The sequence below is a fragment of the Novosphingobium sp. BL-S-21 genome, assembly GCF_055521655.1.
Genome location: NZ_CM145496.1, coordinates 2,710,287 through 2,726,785, shown reverse-complemented (window position 1 = coordinate 2,726,785; position 16,499 = coordinate 2,710,287). Strand labels below are relative to the sequence as shown.

Annotated in this window: 13 protein-coding genes; 5 read left to right on the top strand and 8 right to left on the bottom strand. The window is 67.6% G+C overall.

All coding sequences use genetic code 11. The annotated features are described in order from the left end of the window. Positions 1-51: 51 nt before the first annotated feature. Together ACZ1J6_RS21530 and ACZ1J6_RS21525 are read left to right on the top strand one after the other, a co-directional pair. Entirely contained in the window at positions 52-2,760 is a 2,709-nt protein-coding gene (locus ACZ1J6_RS21530) for a PAS domain S-box protein (RefSeq protein WP_465128035.1), read from the top strand. Continuing rightward, positions 2,757-3,377: a response regulator transcription factor gene (locus ACZ1J6_RS21525; RefSeq protein WP_132268609.1), complete on the top strand. Its 621-nt coding sequence runs from the start codon at positions 2,757-2,759 to the stop codon at positions 3,375-3,377. The genes ACZ1J6_RS21530 and ACZ1J6_RS21525 overlap by 4 nt, the downstream gene beginning before the upstream one ends. Positions 3,378-3,506: 129 nt before the next feature. On the opposite strand, the gene ACZ1J6_RS21520 is transcribed toward ACZ1J6_RS21525, so the two are convergent. The 6 genes from ACZ1J6_RS21520 to ACZ1J6_RS21495 all read right to left on the bottom strand — a co-directional run bounded on the left by ACZ1J6_RS21520 (position 3,507) and on the right by ACZ1J6_RS21495 (position 9,552). Continuing rightward, the gene (locus ACZ1J6_RS21520; RefSeq protein ID WP_465128034.1) at positions 3,507-4,937 is read right to left on the bottom strand and encodes an alginate export family protein; all 1,431 of its coding nucleotides are present in this window, start codon (positions 4,935-4,937) and stop codon (positions 3,507-3,509) included. Between the two features lie 265 nt (positions 4,938-5,202). Continuing rightward, a complete protein-coding gene (locus ACZ1J6_RS21515) occupies positions 5,203-6,081 on the bottom strand; it encodes a sigma-70 family RNA polymerase sigma factor (RefSeq protein WP_134094037.1) in 879 nt (292 codons plus the stop codon). Between the two features lie 172 nt (positions 6,082-6,253). Then, entirely contained in the window at positions 6,254-7,288 is a 1,035-nt protein-coding gene (locus ACZ1J6_RS21510) for a peptidoglycan-binding protein (protein WP_465128033.1), read from the bottom strand. Then, on the bottom strand, positions 7,288-7,722 hold the full coding sequence (locus tag ACZ1J6_RS21505) for a hypothetical protein (protein ID WP_132268604.1): 435 nt from the start codon (positions 7,720-7,722) through the stop codon (positions 7,288-7,290). The genes ACZ1J6_RS21510 and ACZ1J6_RS21505 overlap by 1 nt, the downstream gene beginning before the upstream one ends. Beyond that, positions 7,706-9,043, bottom strand: a complete 1,338-nt coding sequence (gene fliI, locus ACZ1J6_RS21500; protein WP_132268602.1) for a flagellar protein export ATPase FliI — start codon at positions 9,041-9,043, stop codon at positions 7,706-7,708. The genes ACZ1J6_RS21505 and fliI overlap by 17 nt, the downstream gene beginning before the upstream one ends. Positions 9,044-9,063: 20 nt before the next feature. Next, entirely contained in the window at positions 9,064-9,552 is a 489-nt protein-coding gene (locus ACZ1J6_RS21495) for a flagellar biosynthesis repressor FlbT (RefSeq protein ID WP_132268601.1), read from the bottom strand. 174 nt (positions 9,553-9,726) lie between these two features. Here ACZ1J6_RS21495 and flgE point away from each other — a divergent pair, with 174 nt between their 5' ends. The 3 genes from flgE (at position 9,727) to ACZ1J6_RS21480 (ending at position 14,139) form a co-directional block, all read left to right on the top strand. Further along, positions 9,727-11,052 carry a flagellar hook protein FlgE gene (gene flgE, locus ACZ1J6_RS21490; protein ID WP_132268599.1) on the top strand — a complete coding sequence of 442 codons (1,326 nt, stop codon included), beginning with the start codon at positions 9,727-9,729 and terminating at the stop codon, positions 11,050-11,052. Between the two features lie 61 nt (positions 11,053-11,113). Further along, on the top strand, positions 11,114-13,210 hold the full coding sequence (gene flgK / locus ACZ1J6_RS21485; RefSeq protein WP_166675224.1) for a flagellar hook-associated protein FlgK: 2,097 nt from the start codon (positions 11,114-11,116) through the stop codon (positions 13,208-13,210). Between the two features lie 20 nt (positions 13,211-13,230). Beyond that, positions 13,231-14,139, top strand: a complete 909-nt coding sequence (locus ACZ1J6_RS21480; RefSeq protein ID WP_465128032.1) for a flagellin — start codon at positions 13,231-13,233, stop codon at positions 14,137-14,139. 124 nt (positions 14,140-14,263) lie between these two features. Here the strand turns inward: ACZ1J6_RS21480 and ACZ1J6_RS21475 are convergent, their stop codons facing one another. Both ACZ1J6_RS21475 and ACZ1J6_RS21470 read right to left on the bottom strand, forming a co-directional pair. Continuing rightward, positions 14,264-16,147 carry a tetratricopeptide repeat protein gene (locus tag ACZ1J6_RS21475; protein WP_465128031.1) on the bottom strand — a complete coding sequence of 628 codons (1,884 nt, stop codon included), beginning with the start codon at positions 16,145-16,147 and terminating at the stop codon, positions 14,264-14,266. Next, positions 16,144-16,437, bottom strand: a complete 294-nt coding sequence (locus ACZ1J6_RS21470; protein WP_465128030.1) for a hypothetical protein — start codon at positions 16,435-16,437, stop codon at positions 16,144-16,146. The genes ACZ1J6_RS21475 and ACZ1J6_RS21470 overlap by 4 nt, the downstream gene beginning before the upstream one ends. Positions 16,438-16,499 lie beyond the last annotated feature (62 nt).

The window sequence follows — 16,499 nt, the reverse complement described above, 5'->3', positions numbered from 1 at the left end:
TTTGCCCGTTCGCCTTGAAGCCAAAGTGCAAGGCGCAATAAGCGGGTCGGAATGCAGGAATTGAATCCACCGCCGCAGCGCTTGGGCGGGTCGCTTCCTGTCGGGATGGCACCGGCCATTCCCGCCCTCGTCCTCGCGGCCCAACTTGTCTGCGCCATCGTCCTTTGCGGCTGGGCTTTCGGCATGCCGGGCCTTGCCGGAATCGGCACGGACGGCTTCCTCATGCAGCCGCTGACGGCCGTGGGCTGCAGCGCCATCGGCATCGGTATCCTGCTCGGCGCCGCCTCCCGGCACAGCGCCGCACGATGGGCCATGGCCATACCCCTCGTCATAGGATGTTCCTCGCTCATCCAGGAATGGGCAGGCGTCTCGCTCGGCATGGACCGCCTGCTGTTTGCCGACAGCGTCCTTCACCAGACCCGGCCCTACCCCGGCCGCCCCGGCGTGCTGCCCGCGCTCGGCCTCGTGCTGCTGGCTCTTTCCGCGCTTTCCCTCGGTTCCTCGCGCCGCGCCCTGCGCCGTCTCACCGTGGTCTTCGCCTGCATCGCCATCGCCGTCGCCGCGATTTCGGGTACGCTGCTGCCGCTGGGCATCAGCACGCCGGGCCCGGAGACCCGCCACGCGCTCATGTCCGTGCCGACGGCCGTGACGATCTGCCTGCTCGCGGTGGGCCTCATCGCCCTGCGCCGCCAGAGCGCCTGGCCGCGGCAACCCGATTGCGGGTTCGGCTCCGCCACTCTCCAGGCCTGCCTGCTGCTCTGCGTCTCCCTGCCGGTCGTCTCCGCGCTGGCGCATTTCTGGGTCGAGCGCTCAGGCGCGGTCTCTGCCGAGATGATCGAGATCGTCCAGGCCGTGGCCCAGGTGGCCCTGTCCTGCGGCCTGATCGCCTGGGCCTGGATGCGCATCGCCCGCGAGAGCGGCGCCCGCTGGGCGGTGAACCTCGCGCTCGATTCCGCCCCCGTCGCCATCACCGATGTCGACGGCAGGATCCTGCGCTGGTCGGCCGGCTGCGAGCGCCTTTACGGCTGGACCTCGGAGCAGGCACTGGGCCGCTTCCAGCAGAAGCTCACCGGCACCCCGCCGATCGCCACCAGCGACATCGAGGCGCTGCTCGCCGGCGCCCGGCAGGAGCGCGAAGTGACCGCCTACCGCAAGGACGGCACCATGCTGCGCGTCCTGCACAGCAGCCAGGCCGTGCAACCGCGCTCCGACATCGCGCCCATGGTGGTCCATGCCATGACCGACATCACCGCCCGCACCCGCGCCGAACACGCCATGCTCGCCAGTGACGCGCGCCTCTCGCTGGCGGTCGACCTCCACGAACTCGGCATCTTCGAATGGTCGCTTGCCACTGACCGCTTCGTCTTTCACGGCCATGCCGAGCGCCTGTTCGGGCTGGAGCCCGGCCTGTTCGACGGCGGGATCGACGCATGGAAACGCCATCTGCGCCAGACGTTCGGAACCTCCTTCCGCATGCCCGGCCCGCCCGAAGCCTGGAGCGCGGGCCGCTACGGCTTCCGCCTGGTCGCGGTGGAGGCAGGCGTCGTCAAAGTCGTCGAGGGAACCGCGCATATCCACCGCGGTCCGGGCGAAAACGATGTCTCGATGATCGGCATCGTGATGGATGCCACCCAGCGCGAACAGCATGCCGAAATGCTGAAATCGCGCGAATCCGAACTGCGCTCGATCCTGGAAACCGTGCCGGAGGCGATGATCACCATCGACGGGGGCGGGCAGATCCGCTCGTTCTCGACCACGGCCGAAACGCTGTTCGGCTATGCCGCGGCCGAAGTCCTGGGCAAGGACGTGCGCCTGCTGCTGCCGCGCTATGTCCGGCCCTCCACCGACCCGGCGCTGCCCGGCCAGGGCAATCCCGCGATCACCAGCATCACCGCCGGCCTCGACCGCAACGGCAACGAACTGCCGATCGAAATCGCGGTGGGCGCGGCCAATGTGGGCAACGAGCGGATCGCCATCGCCTTCATCCGCAACTTGCGCGAGCAGATGGCCACCCAGGCCCGCCTCAACGAACTGCGCGAGCAGGTGCTCCACGCCTCGCGGGTCAGCGCCATGGGCGAGATGGGCGCCGGCCTGGCGCATGAGCTGAACCAGCCGCTGACCGCCACTTCCAATCTGCTGGGCGCCATCGACCTGGCGATGGCGCGTGGCGGCGATCCCGAGCAGGTCCGCTGCATGCTGGAACTGGCGCGCCAGGAAGTGCTGCGCGCCGGCTCCATCATCCGCCGCATGCGCGCCTTCGTTTCCAAGGGCGAGCTGGAAATTCGCGCCGAGCCGCTGGACGAGGTGATCGCCGAAACCCTGCAGCTTGCGCGCTCGCGCAGCCGGGTACCGGGGGTCCGTCTCAGCTATCGCCCCAGTGTCGTGGCTCCATCCATCCTTGCCGATCGCATCCAAATGCAGCAGGTGCTGGTGAACGTCCTCAACAACGCCTTCGACGCGCTCGCGGGCCTCAACGACAGGCTGCCGGAAATCACTCTTTCAACCCGCCAACTGAACGATGGCCACATCATGATCAGTGTTATCGACAACGGCCCGGGCTTGCCCGAAGCCATCATAAACCGCCCCTTCGAGGCCTTTTCGTCTACCAAGACGACGGGCATGGGGCTTGGTCTGTCGATCTGCCGCCGCATCGTGGAAGCGCATGGCGGGCGCTTCTCCTTGCGGAACGTCCCCGATGGGGGCGCGGCGGTCGAATTCACGCTGCCCAGCTACAGCGAGCTGGAGCTCAGGGCAGGATGACGTCGCGGCGCATCTATATCGTCGATGACGACCTGGCCGTACGCACTTCGCTCGAATATCTGCTGTCGATGATCGGGGAGAGCCGGATCAGCTGCTTCGATTCCGGGGACAGCTTCCTGGAAGCGGCGCCCTTGCTGGAGCCGGGCTGCCTGCTGCTGGATTTGCAGATGCCGGGGGCGTCAGGGCTGCAAGTGCTCAGCACGGTGGGCGGGCGGCCGACCCGGTTCGTGCCGATCGTGCTCACGGGGGAAGGCGACGTCTCCGTGGCGGTACAGGCGATGAAGCTCGGTGCGATCGACTTCATCGAAAAGCCCTGCGACCATCTCAAGCTGATGAACGCGGTGGAATCCGCTTTCACCCAGCAGGCCGTCTCGACCGCGGAAGAGCGGCGCAAGGAAAAGGCGATCTCGCTGCTGGAGCAGCTTTCGCCGCGGGAGCTGGACGTGCTCAAGGGCCTGATCGACGGGCAATCGAACAAGATCATTGCCCATGCGCTCGACATCAGCCCGCGCACGGTGGAAATCTACCGCGCCAAGCTGATGGAAAAGCTGCAGGTGCGCAGCCTTTCCGAAGTGCTGCGCATCGCCTTTGCGGCGGGCCTCGTGCCGATGGATTGACCGGGCCTTTCGAAAGTCCGCCGCGCGTCTCGGATGCTCGGGCGGCGGCTTTCGCGATACCAGGGATGCCCCGCCCGGCTCAGGAGAGAGGCCGGACGGGGCAGGTCCACAGGGTACGCCGGTTATTCTTCAGAAGTCGAAATAGAGATCCACGTAGCCGTATCGGGTGTCGCCGGTCTGCGGGGCATTGGGCGCGTCCTTGAGGAAGCCGCCCTTGGCGAGATAGGCCACGCCCGTGTCGACCCGCAGCACGTCCGGGATCAGGGTGCGCCGATAGCGGGCTTCCACCTGGTTGCCGGCAAAGCTGCCGCTCCGCCCGGACACGTCCTTCACGCCGGTGTTGGAAAAGGCATCGGTCTTGGAATCCAGCCAGAGCGCGCGGTACATTACCATCACGTCCGACTTCTTGTCCGGCTTCACTTCAAGCCGCGCGCCGCCCGAAATCGTGTTGAAGCGGCCAACCGCGCCGTAGAGCCCGGTCGGGCCGAAATCGAACCGCCGGGCGCCGAACAGCGTGTCGAAGCGGTTGTAGGTCCCCGCCTTGGAACGGTCACCGCTGGCGATGTCGAAGTCGAGCGAGACGCGCGGCTTCCATCCGCCGGCGAACGTGTTGCCCGCTTCGGCGTGGATGAAGTAGGCCGAGACGTCCAGGTCGGCCCGGTCGGTGGGCGCGGTCGTCGCCCGGGTGCGGCCGAACTGGTAGGCACCCTCGACATCGTAGTCCAGATGGCCAACCTTCGGCGCGCGATAGGCACGCAGGCCCGGCGTGAAGATGTGGCGGTTGCGGGTCGGCCGGTCGGCGCTGTCGCGTTCCGCCAGGCCATAGCCGTAGACTTCCAGAGAGCCGCCGAACACGCCGGCCTTGGTCAGCGAGCCGCCATAGAACTGGAGGTCCGTGGTCTCTTCGTCACGCTTCACCGAATTGTCGTGGATGCCTTCGGAATCATCGGGCAGGCGCAACTGCGGCATCGTCCAGAGCAGGGTCAGCTGGTCTCCGCCGCGGCCCTTCCACTGGAAATTGACGCCCGTGAAGGCGTTGGTGCTGTTGCGGAATGACTGGCGCGCCACCAGGCGGCGCGATCCCAGGTTCATCGTGAAGCGACCCGCCGTGAGCTGCGCCTTGGAACCGCCGCCCATGCCGAAGTCCAGCCCGACATAGGCCTGGACCATTTCCAGTGCATCGACTTCGCCGGTGCCCGCGGAGGAATTGGACTTCTCGCCATAGGCGCGGGCGTCCCAGAGTTCGCCGCCGACCCGCCAGGGCCCGCCATCGTATTCGACCAGGAGCGAGGTCTTGAGGGAGAACATGGCGTCGTCCTCGGCCGCGGTGGGACGGAACTGTCCGTCGATCCCTTCGACGCGGGCGCGGACTTCGCCCTTGATGGTCAGCCCTTCCGGCGCGCCGACCGCGGTTTCCAGCAGGCCGTCGGCATGGGCAGTGCCGGTATGTCCGACGAGCAGCAGACCGCCGCCCATCATGCCCAGCAGCGCGCGGGCGCGCCAGGATTGCGGACCGAAATTCCAGTCCTTGCGGACCGGGTCGAACAGGCAGGCACTCATCACGATCTCCCGAAGTAGCGGTCCATTATAGGATAATGACCGCAACCGTAGGCGACCGGATCCCGGTTTTCGCCCTCAGCCCTGTCCAATTTTCCTGGCAGCTTCAAAGCACACCCGGCAACGATGAAAAAGCCCCTTGCGCCGGGTGGAGCGGGGGGTGAAGCGGCCCCGCATTACAAGGCCGCTGCGAAGTCTCTGGATCAAGCCGGGACACGCGCGATACGCGCATTTCCCGGCGGCGGCGCCCCAGGTCGCGCCGGCGCGCTCAGTGCGCGGCGGCCGGCGCCAGCATCGACTGACGGTATTCCGCCATCATCGTGAAGCGCGGATCGGCCACGGCCAGGTCGCTCATGGTCTTGGCGGCGCGCTTGGCGATCTGGCGCACGCGCTCCTTGGCCACGCCGTTTTCATCGTCCGCCGTCTCAAGCGCGGTCATCTCGAAGAGACGGCCTTCCACGACCTTGCGGTTGTGCTCCAGGCGCTCTTCCAGTTCCGCCAGTTCGGTGGGATCGAGCATGGACTTGCCGGTGCGCCAGACCGAGCGGCGCGTGCCGGCCTCGGCACGGGGCGCCTTCTTGGGCTGAGCCTTGCGGCGGATGCGCTCCACGCCGATGTTGCGCAAGTGATCGACATAGCTGTCGGTCAGCGAGGCCATGGCCTGACGGGCAAGATAGTCCGAAGCGCCCGATTCCGTGCGGCCCAGGGCATCCTCGTCCTCGATGGAGGCCACGATCGACTGACCCTCGCCGTCCTCGCCCCCGGCGATCGCGTCGAGCGATACAGTGACCGCCTCGACCTTCTTGGCGGAAGGACGCTGGTCGGTCATCAGGCGGAAGCGCAGGCTCTGCAGCTCGCCGCGGATCTGCCAGTTCACGAAAGTGGTGAACTGCGCCTTTTCGGGATCGTAGGCCTGGATGCCGCGGTGCACCGCGATGGCGCATACCTGCTCGGCGTCGTCCCAATGGGCGACCAGACCGTACTGGCGGATGAAGTGGCGGATGCGCGGCGCGATCAGCTTGATGATCTGCGCGAAGGCGCGGTCCACGAGCACGCGTTGACGTGCGGACTGCGGCTGGCCATCGGCCGGCATGTTCGCTCTGACGGCGGCGACCGCGGCTTCCAGAGCGATTGTGATCTTCGACATGTTGAACCCCCGGTTAGAGAGGAGCCTCGGGCGCCCATCGCCGCTGCTCCACTTCAACAAGACCTGTTGTCTCGTGAATTTCTGAACGCGAGGTTAATCCTATAAACGTGTTTCCTATATTTCCTATAATTTTTTTCACTTCGTCGGGAACCAAGTGCATTTTGCCGTAATATCAGCCCGCGAAACGGTCCGGACGGATGTTGCGGCCGACATAATCGAGCAGCCAAGAACGGTGCGCAGCCGTTGCGCTGCCCGCCATTTCGATGCGGCGATTCGCACTGGCGGTGCCGACCTGGGCATTGAGCAGGGTGCGCGCGCGGTCGGGAGAAAGCCCGCCCTTCAGGAAACGCACCGCATCGCCCAGGCCGAGATGGTGGCCGAGATAAGCTGCCTGCGCGACTTCGACCACGTCTCCGCCGATCCGCACGCCCGATCCGCGCAAGGCGTCGAGGTTGGTGCGGGCATAGTCCGCAATCGTCTCGATCGCGGCCTGGGGATCGTAGCGCAGCGCCAGCAAGGCACCGCGGCTCTCGCCGCGAACGTGCCCGCGCTCGTTGAGCCAGCCGTTCTGCTGGGCCATGGCATGAAGCCAGGTACCCTGGCGCTCTGCCTGCCCTTCCCAGGTCCGGTTGAGAAACTGGCCGAGCCCGGCAGCGCTGGATCGCGGGTTGCGCGAATAAGGGAGCCACCGGCCATCGGAGCCTTTCGCCGCCTCGGCATTCACGATCGTGGCGAGTGCCGCCGCCGGAATGCCGGTGCGCGAAGCCGCCGTACCGAGCGCACCGGCGTAGCGGGCATTGGGCCCTTCCTGCATGGCCAGGGCGCCGCTTGCGTCATCGTTGCGGCCGCCCCTGCCCTCGCCGCTGTCGCGCCGCGCCTCGCGGTCCCAGCCGCCGGCAGCCGATCCGCAGGACGGATCCTCCACCGGAGCCTTGGGCATGGCCGGATCGGCCACGGAGGCCTGTCCGCTCGCCGCTCTGGTGCGTTCGTCCAACAGGGTGAGCAAACCGTCCAGTCCCAGCGGGTCGGAACGCTTGTCGGCCAGTCCTCTCGACTGCGTGTCGTCTCCTCCGCCCAGCGCCGCACGCCAGAGCCGGCCCGACAGTTCGCTGCGGGCCTGGCTGTAGATCAGCTGCGCCTTCTGCGCCGGCGTCATGCCCTGGAGGCTGCCGGCCTGAGCGCCATGGGCGGTTGCGCCCTCGATCATCACGAGGTCTCGCGCCGAACGGCGCGGCGGGCCTTGATGAAGGACATGGCGGCGAAGTCGTCGATCCCGGCCTGCTCGGCATTGGCGAGCACCCGCTCGGCGTCCTGCCGGTAGCCGTCCGCGGCCGTCTCGATGGCGCGGAACGTGCCATAAGCATCGACCGCCTGATCGCGCAGCTCGTCGAGCCGGGCCTTGAGCTGCACCTGGCGGACCGTCAGCAGCCGGCGCTCGCCGCGCATCCGCTGCAGATAGGCGTGCGAGCAGACCGCCAGATCGCCGGCCGCCAGATCGGCCTCGCGGCTCATCGACACGGCCACGCGGTCCCGCGCCTTTTCCACTTCGCCCAGCACACCGGACTGGTTGCTGATCGCCGCGCTCATTTCGTCGATCTCACGCTGCTGCACGCGCAGCGCGGCGTCATAGGGTGTCTTCATCCGGGACCTCCATCAGCGCCGCCAGCGCGTCGAAACTCTCCTGCGCGAAACCGCGATCCTGCTTGCCCTGCTTGAGCAGGTCCTCGATGCGCGGGGCCAGCGCCACGGCACGATCCACTTCCGCGCTCGACCCGGCGCGATAGGCACCGAGGCGGACCATTTCTTCCATGTCCTTGTACGTCGCCATCTCGCGACGGGCGGCCAGGCGGATATGGTTTTCCTCCTCGCCCAGGCAGTGCGGCAGGGTTCGCGAGACGGACTTGAGCACGTCGATCGCGGGATAGCGCCCACGTTCCGCAATCTGGCGGGTAATGACGATGTGACCATCGAGAATGCCGCGGACGGCGTCCGCCACCGGCTCGTTATGATCGTCGCCGTCGACAAGCACGGTGAACAGGCCGGTGATCGCGCCCTGCCCCGGAAGCCCGGGCCCGGCGCGCTCCAGCAGGCGCGGCAGTTCGGCGAAGACGGTGGGCGTGTAGCCCTTGGTCGCGGGCGGCTCACCGCTGGCCAGGCCGATCTCGCGCTGCGCCATGGCGAAACGGGTGACCGAGTCCATCAGGCACAGGACATTGAGCCCCTGGTCGCGAAAATGTTCGGCCACGGTCAAGGTGGTCCATGCCGCCTGGCGGCGCATCAGGGCGGGCTCGTCGGAAGTGGCGACCACCACGACGCTGCGGGCCAGGCCTTCCTCGCCGAGGTCGTCCTGCACGAATTCCTGAACCTCGCGCCCGCGCTCGCCGATCAAACCGATCACGGCGACATCGCACTCGGTCCAGCGCGCCAGCATCGACAGCAACACCGACTTGCCCACGCCCGAGCCTGCAAACAGGCCGAGCCGCTGGCCGCGGCACAGCGGCGCGAAAAGATCGAGCGCGCGAACGCCCGTGGAAAGCCGCGAGCCCACGCGCGCACGCGCCGAAGCGGGCGGCGGCGAGGCCTTGATCTTGCGCAGCAGGGCGCCCTGTTCGAGCGGCCCCTTGCCGTCGACCGGGCGGCCGAGGCCGTCCACCATGCGACCGAGCCAGGCGCTCGATGGGCGCAAGGCGAACTGGCTGGCGGAAAGGTCTGCGCGCGATCCGGAGGCGATGCCCTGCGGCTCGCTGAACGGCATGCAGTGTGCAATGCCCCGGTCCAGTCCGGTGACTTCCGCCTCGACTTGTCCGGTCGGCGAATTCAGCGTCACGCGGGAGCCGATCTGCGCCGCGCCCGAAAGGCCCTCGACCTCGATCAGGGCGCCGCGCACGGCCACGACCCGGCCATAGCGTTGGTCGGGGGTAAGCAGGCGAAGACCTGCAGCGGCGGCGGCGAGACTGGCCATCGGAGGAGCGCTTCTTCGCGTCAGGCGGCCGGCGTGGCCGCGATGGCCGAGGCCACCTCCACGACGGGCGCGGCTTCCACCGCCGGTGCAGGTTCGGCAGGTGCCGGCTTCGGCGCCACCACGATGCGCGAAAGCGCGTCGGATTCGTAACCGATCAGCCAGCGGCAGTCGGCCAGGGCATTATAGAACTGGCCGGTCGCCACCTTCTGGGCGAAGCGGATGCAGACGGCCTTGGCCTCCGCGGTCTCCAGCGCCAGCATCAGCGCTTCCAGCCGGGCCAGCAGCACCTGCTGGTGCCGCGAAAGGTCGGCCGGGTCGATATAGGCCATCATGCAGGCGAAATAGAGCTGCCGAGCCGGAGAAGTCGCTTCCTCCGGCTTCATGACGTCGCGTCCGCGCAGGATGGTGGCCTCGTTCTCCACGACGAGATCGGTGCGGCCGACAGCGCGCAGAACCGCGCCGTTCACGATCACCGGCTCTCCGTTGCGAAGCGAAATACGAAGTGTCATGTCAATTGCCCCCAAGACATCTGCATCAGTTATAGGATGACTGAGACAGGTCCGTGGCGAAGCGCCATAAATTTTCGTGCGCCTGCGAACGCGGGCCGCGCCATTCTTCCTACAATGCCTCTGTTCGGTGGCCGGTACGCCACTTTTCCCGGCCGACACGCACAGGAGAATGAAATGAGCCTTTATTCAGCTCTTTACGCCGGCGTTTCCGGCCTCGGCGCGCAGGCGAGCGCCATGGCCACCGTCGCGGACAACATTACCAACGTCAACACCATCGGCTACAAGGGCGTTTCCGCCCAGTTCCAGACGCTCGTCACCGATGGCAAGATGAAGAGCAGCTATTCGGCCGGCGGCGTCACCGCCGCGCCCAAGGCGCTCATCTCGAAGCAGGGCCTGCTCCAGGCTTCGAGCAGCCTGACCGACATCGGCGTCGACGGCGCCGGCTTCTTCGTCGTGCGCTCCAGCTCGGATACCAGCGGCCAGATTTCCTATACCCGCGCCGGCTCCTTCACGCCCGACGCCGACGGCTATCTGCGCAACACGGCCGGCTATTACCTGACCGGCTGGCCGCTCGACGCCAACGGCAGCTATACCAACAATGGCAGCATGAACTCGCTGGAACCGATCAAGCCGAATTCGCTGACCGGCGCCGCCCAGCCCACCACCAAGATTTCCATGCGCACCAACCTGGACTCGACGGCCGCCGAACTGGCGGGCGGCAGTGCAGGCTACGTGCGCGGCTCGATGGCATCGGGCGCGGTCGCGGAGCAGTTCTCCCGCCCGATGGAAGTCTATGACGCGCAGGGCACCTCGCACAGCCTGACCTTCAACTTCGTCAAGACCGGCCCCAACGAGTGGGTTGCAGAAATCTCCGGCACGCCCGGCGAAATCACCAGCTCGAACGGCACCGGCATCACCGATGGCGTCCTGGCCAGCGGCGTGGTGAAGTTCAATCCCGACGGCAGCCTCGACCTGGCCGGTTCGGACCCCTCGCTCTTTGCCAACCTGGACATCGGCTGGGCCAATGGCGCCGGTTCGACGCCGATCACCCTCGGCCTCGGCACCAACGGCGGCCTTGACGGCCTGACCCAGTTCGGCAGCGATTCCGCCCTGCTTTCATCGAGCGTCAACGGCGGCGTGCTGGGCACCGTGTCCTCGGTGGAAATCTCGGACACGGGCATCGTCAGCGCCGTCTTCGACGACGGCACCACCCGCGCGATCTACCAGCTGCCGATCGCCACCTTCCAGAACCCGGACGGCCTGACCCGCATCAGCGGCAATGCCTACGTCGCCTCGGCCACTTCGGGCAACGTCGCGATCAACCAGCCCGGCGCCCTTGGCGGCGGCTCGATCTCGGCCGGTACGCTGGAAGCCTCGAACGTCGATCTGGCGGCCGAGTTCTCGAACATGATCCTCTTCCAGCGCGCCTACAGCGCCTCGTCGAAGATCATCACCACGGTCGACGACATGCTTCAGGAAGTCAGCAACCTGAAGCGCTGATCTCGGCCCTTACCCTCAAGACCTTCCCTCTCCCGGCGATATTTTCAGGAAGACCAGCACCGTGTCCCTCAACCAGATACTCAATTCCGCCATGTCCGGCCTTTCGGCCTCGCAAGCCGGAATGCAGACGGTCTCCAACAATATCGCCAACGTCAGCACGGTGGGCTACGCCCGCCAGAAGCCGACGCTCTCCACGGCAGTGGCCGGAGGGAAGGTCAACGGGGTCGTGGTCGGCGAACCTTCGCGCGTGGCGGACAAGTTCCTGGAGAACGCCGTCTACCAGCGCGCGGGCAACGCCGGGCGCAGCGAGGCGGCTGCCACTTACCTCGACCGTCTCCAGTCGCTGCTCGGCGCCACCGATTCCAAGTCCGGCATCGCGTCGAGGCTGACCGCCCTTTCCACGTCGGTATCGCAGATCGCCAGCCTCCAGGGCTCGGCGCAGTCGATCGCGCTGTTCACCGGCAACGTGTCCGACACCATCGACAGCCTGAACCAGCTCCGGGGCGACGTCTCCAACCTTCAGGCCGATGTCGAGAGCGAAGTCTCCGACACGGTCGAGCGCACGAACGTGCTTCTCAAGAAGATCCACGACCTCAACAGCGAAGTCGCCCGGCTCCAGGGCCTGGGCAAGAGCGTGTCCGGCCCGGCCGACGAGCGCATGTCCGCGCTGGAGGAACTCAGCGGCCTCGTCGACGTGACCGTGCGCGAACAGAGCGACGGCCGCGTGACCATCGACACCGCCTCGGGCCAGGTCCTGCTCGACAAGCGCCTGCGCCAGCTCAGCTATCCTTCCGGCGCCGCGTCCTCGCAGGCGACCTATCCGGCGATCGACATCCGCTTCGCGTCCGACAGCGGCGTGATGGGCGCTTCCACCGGCGAGAAGATCGATTCCACCGCCGTCGGCGGCAAGCTGGGCGGACTGCTGGACATCCGCGACCGCGCGCTGCCCAATTTCTCGGAACAGCTGGGCCAGCTGTTCAGCGGGCTTGCCGAGACGCTGAACAAGGTTTCCAACGCGGGCACCACCCTGCCCCCGCCGAACACGATGACCGGCGAGCCGAACGGCCTGATCGGCACGGACCGCCTGGGCTTCACCGGGAAGGCCACGTTCGCGGTCGTCGGCAAGGACGGCACGCTGGTTTCCAAGACGACCGTCGACTTCGATGCGCTGGGCCCCACGGCCACCGTCGATGACGCCATTGCCGCGATCAACGCCGGCCTCTCGCCCGACGGCACCGCGAGCTTCACCAACGGCGTCCTGTCGATCGGCGCCGCATCGAGCGCGAACGGCATCGCCATCGCCCAGGACCCCGACAGCCCGAGCGACCGCGCTGGCGTGGGCTTCTCGCAGTTCTTCGGCCTCAACAACCTGATCCGCTCGGACACGAGCGCATTGGCGCCTTCAGGCTTCACCGCCAGCGATCCCCACGGCTTCGGCACCGGCGAGACCGCGCAGATCGTCCTGCGCGATCCCACCGGCAAGGTCCTGACCCAATATACCCTCACCGGTTCCACCGGATCGACCTGGGGCGACCTGGTGGGCGAACTCAACGCCAGCCCGCTTTCCGCCTATGGCAGCTTCGAACTCGACGACCGCGGCCGCATCCAGTTCAACACCAATGCGGCAAGCTCGGGATCGACGATCTCGATCCCTTCGGATTCGACCGACCGGAACGGCACCGGCCTGTCCTTCTCCTCGCTTTCGGGTCTCACCGGCGCGGCGAGCGGCCTCGCTTCGGCCGAAGTGCCCGCCAGTCTGCTGGCGGACACCACGCGGCTGCCGCTGGCCCAGCTCCAGCTGACGGCCGCGGTGGGCGAAAAGGCCATCGGCTCGGGCGACATCCGCAATGTCTCCGGCTTCGTCGACGCGCTTTCCGGCGCGGTCGATTTCGGCAAGGACGGCAGCCTCACCATCGGCACTTTCGCCAACCGCCTGCTCGGCAGCGCCGGTTCGCAGGCCTCGCTGGCGCTGACCAATTACAACGACGCCTCCTCGCGGCTGAGCGACGCGCTCGACCGCCGCGATTCCTTCTCCGGCGTCAATGTCGACGAGGAACTCGCGCAGATGGTGATCCTGCAGAACAGCTATTCGGCCGCGGCACGCGTGATGACCACGGCCTCGGACATGTACGACACCCTGATCGGCATGCTCCGCTGAGTTAGAGAGAGGATACGAAGATGACCCGCGTAGCCACCATCCCCCTGCAGCGCACGCTTGCCAGCGCCATCACGCGCTCGCATGAGAACCTTGCCACCAGCCAGCTGCAGTTGACGTCGGGCAAGAAGGCCACCGACTATGCCGGCCTCGGCCTCGATGCCGTGCGTACGCTCTCGGCCCGGTCGATGCTGGCCCAGCAGGAATCGTACAAGGACAATGCCGGCCGGGTCTCGACCACGCTGTCGCTCTACGATGCCAACCTCAACCAGGTCGATTCCTCGCTGTCGGATCTCAGCACCCAGCTTCTGAGCGCAATCGGCACCGGGGATTCGCCGGGGCTTCAGGCCGCCATCGAAAGCGCCTTCGGTGACTTGCGCACCGCGCTCAACGCCAACGAAGGCGGCATTCCCCTCTTCGCCGGCTCGCAGACCTCGGGCTCCCCGTTCCTGCCCAAGACGCTGCAGGACACCGTCGGCCTCGACGCCGCGGACGCCTTCGCCAACGACGACGTGCGCCAGTCGACCCGCGTGGGCGAGAACATCGAGCTTGAATACGGCATCGGCGCCAGCGACGTCGCCACCAACCTGATCCCCGCGTTCCGCACCCTGGCCGAGGCCGGTCCTTTCGGCGAGAAGCTGACGGATACGCAGAAGCAGGCCATCACCGATGCGCTGGCGCAGCTGGACACCGGCGTCACCGACTTGCGCAACGTCAACGCCACCAATGGCCGCAACCAGAACAAGATCGACAATCTGACCGACCGCGCGGACGACCGGATCAACTTGTTCAAGGAAGTGATCGGTTCGGTGGAAGACGCCGATCTCGGCCAGGTCGCGATCGACATCACGCAGCGACAGACCATCCTGGAAGCGAGCTATTCGGTCTTCGCCCAGCTCAATTCGATGTCGCTGGCCCAGTTCCTCAAATAAGCACCGGGCGGCAGCGCAGCGCATGAGAAAGGGCGCCGGGATCTCGATCCCGGCGCCCTTTTCCGTTCGGCAAAGCTCGGTTCGACGAAGCCGGGGCCGGCTTGCAGCGCGCCCCCGGCGCCGGTCAGCCCTTGGGCGCGGCGCTTCCGGGTGCGCGCTCCAGCAGGTCGGCAAAGTCGCCCGCCGGGCTGGCCGAGGGCATGGCCGCCATGGCCCGCGCCAGTTGCGGCCCGTTGCTTTCTGCCGGACGCCCGGTCAGCATCTCGAAGACGGGTGCGGAAGGCAGGCCCTGGAAGGCCGCGGCATAGCGCGCATGGAGGCCGGCAAGGCCTTCCTCGCGGCCCAGCATGGCCAGGGAGATGGCATGGCGCAGCACGACGGCCTGCGCCACTTCGTCCAGCCCCCGGCCCTTGGGCAGTCCACCGGCCGAAGCCTCGGCATAGCGGGACCAGTCGCGCTGCTTCCACAGGATCTCGGCGCGCAGGGTATCCGCATCGGGCACGTCCTGAAGCACGGCCATGGCCTCGTCGATACGGCCGATCTGGCTGAGCGCGGCGGCCTCCACGCGCTTGCGCGCGGCGATCATGGCATCGGGGAACGAGGGATCGTCCGACTTGCGCAAGGTTTCCAGCGCGCGGTCCGGGCGGCCCGCCAGGATGAACAGCGTCGCCACCCGCGCCGATAGCGGCCCGCGGGCAAGATCGCCCGCCCGCACGAAAAGCTGGTAGGTGAGCAAGTCGCCTGCACGTTCGTAGAGCCCGGCCTGCTGGAGCCGCTCGGCAAGATGGCTGGCCATGAGGTCTCCCTCGGCGCCGCCCGGTGCGATGTCGCGGTAATCCCAATAGAGCCCGGCCGCCTTGTCCAGCGGCAGCTTGCGCGCCGGGTCCAGCGCGGTCGTCAGCTTGGTCCGGAGGCCGGGCAGGAAGTCCGCCCCCTGCCGCGTCGCATCGTGGTAGCGGAACAGGGCCGCCCCCGCCGCCAGCGCGCCGGACAAGTCGCCCCGCGCATCGTAGAGCCGGTAAGTGAGGCGCAGGGCGCGCTCCTCGATGGCATCGCCCCGCCAGGCATAGCGGATCGCGTCGAGTCGCTTGAGCGCCGCTTCGGGGCCGACCGCCTTGTGAGCGACTTCGGATTCGATCTCGCTGAGGCGCGCGTCCATGCGCTGCTCCATCGTGCCCGAGCGCTCGACGCGGGCGAAGCGCAGGCGGGCCTGGTCGGCATGGCCCTGCGCCAGCTCGGCGCGGCCGCGATAGAGATTGGCCGCCGGATCGCGGTCAGGCAGCGGCGCCAGCCATTGCAGCGCCTTGTCCGGCGCCCCGCCTTCCACGCCGGCGCGGGCCGCCGCGAGCACGAAGGCCTTGGGCCGCGGCGTCTTGAGCGCGGACCTTGCGCAATCGAGCTGCTGCAGCGCCTGTTCCCCCAGCGCGCTCTGGGCCAGCGCCCGCAGACGCCAGGCACAGGCCTCGGGATTGGTACCGAGCCCGGGCGCGCCCAGCGCGGACAATGCCTCGGGATAGCGGCCCAGGAGCGTCAACGTCGCGCCTTGCGCCAGGCGGAAGGTATCGACCATCACCAGGTCCGGATCGTCCTGCCGCATCACTTCGAGCACGCCGAAGGCCTCGCCCCCGCGCTCCTGCCCGATCAGGCTGCGCGCGTAGTTCCAGCGCGCCTGCTGCCGTTCGGGGCGCGGTACGCGCGCCAGTCGGGTCCAGGCGTCGGCGTCGGAAATCCGGGTCCAGGCGGCCGGTCCCACGATCGCGGGCTGCTGCGCGAGATCGGCGGCGAAGCCGGGCAGGCGCGGCGCGGGCGGCAGCAACGCCGCCTTCGGCGCAGCAGCGCCCGGCGGCGTCAGCGACGCCTGCGCGGCAGGAGCAGGAGTGGGGGCAGAAGCGGCCGCAGAAGCAGGCAATGAGGCCAGCGGGGCGGCAGGCGGCGACGCTGCCGGGGCAGCGAGCAGCGCCGCGCCGGGGACGAGTGCGGCCGTGGCCAGCAGACGGGTAAGGATCACAGCAGGGCTCCGGGAAACAGGACCGAGGTCGCAAAGAGCACGCCGCCCAGCGCGCTGCCGATCAGGAACAACAGGACCGCCAGAGCCACCCAGAGCGCACCGCCGCTTTTGCCGGTCGCCATGGGGAGCGCCTCACCTGCACTTATCTGCGGTGCATCGGTGCGGCGGCGTCCCGGGTTGGGCACACCATTACCGGCTGCTCCACCGGCCTGCGGCGAGGAGGAGGCGTTCCCGTCCGGCGTTCCGGAAGAGAAGACCCTGACTTTCGCCGGGCGCCGATCGTCACTCATCTTAACCTGACTCCTGGGGTTTCGTTCTATTATAGAGGAACAAGCCGCCGGGCGGTCCGTCC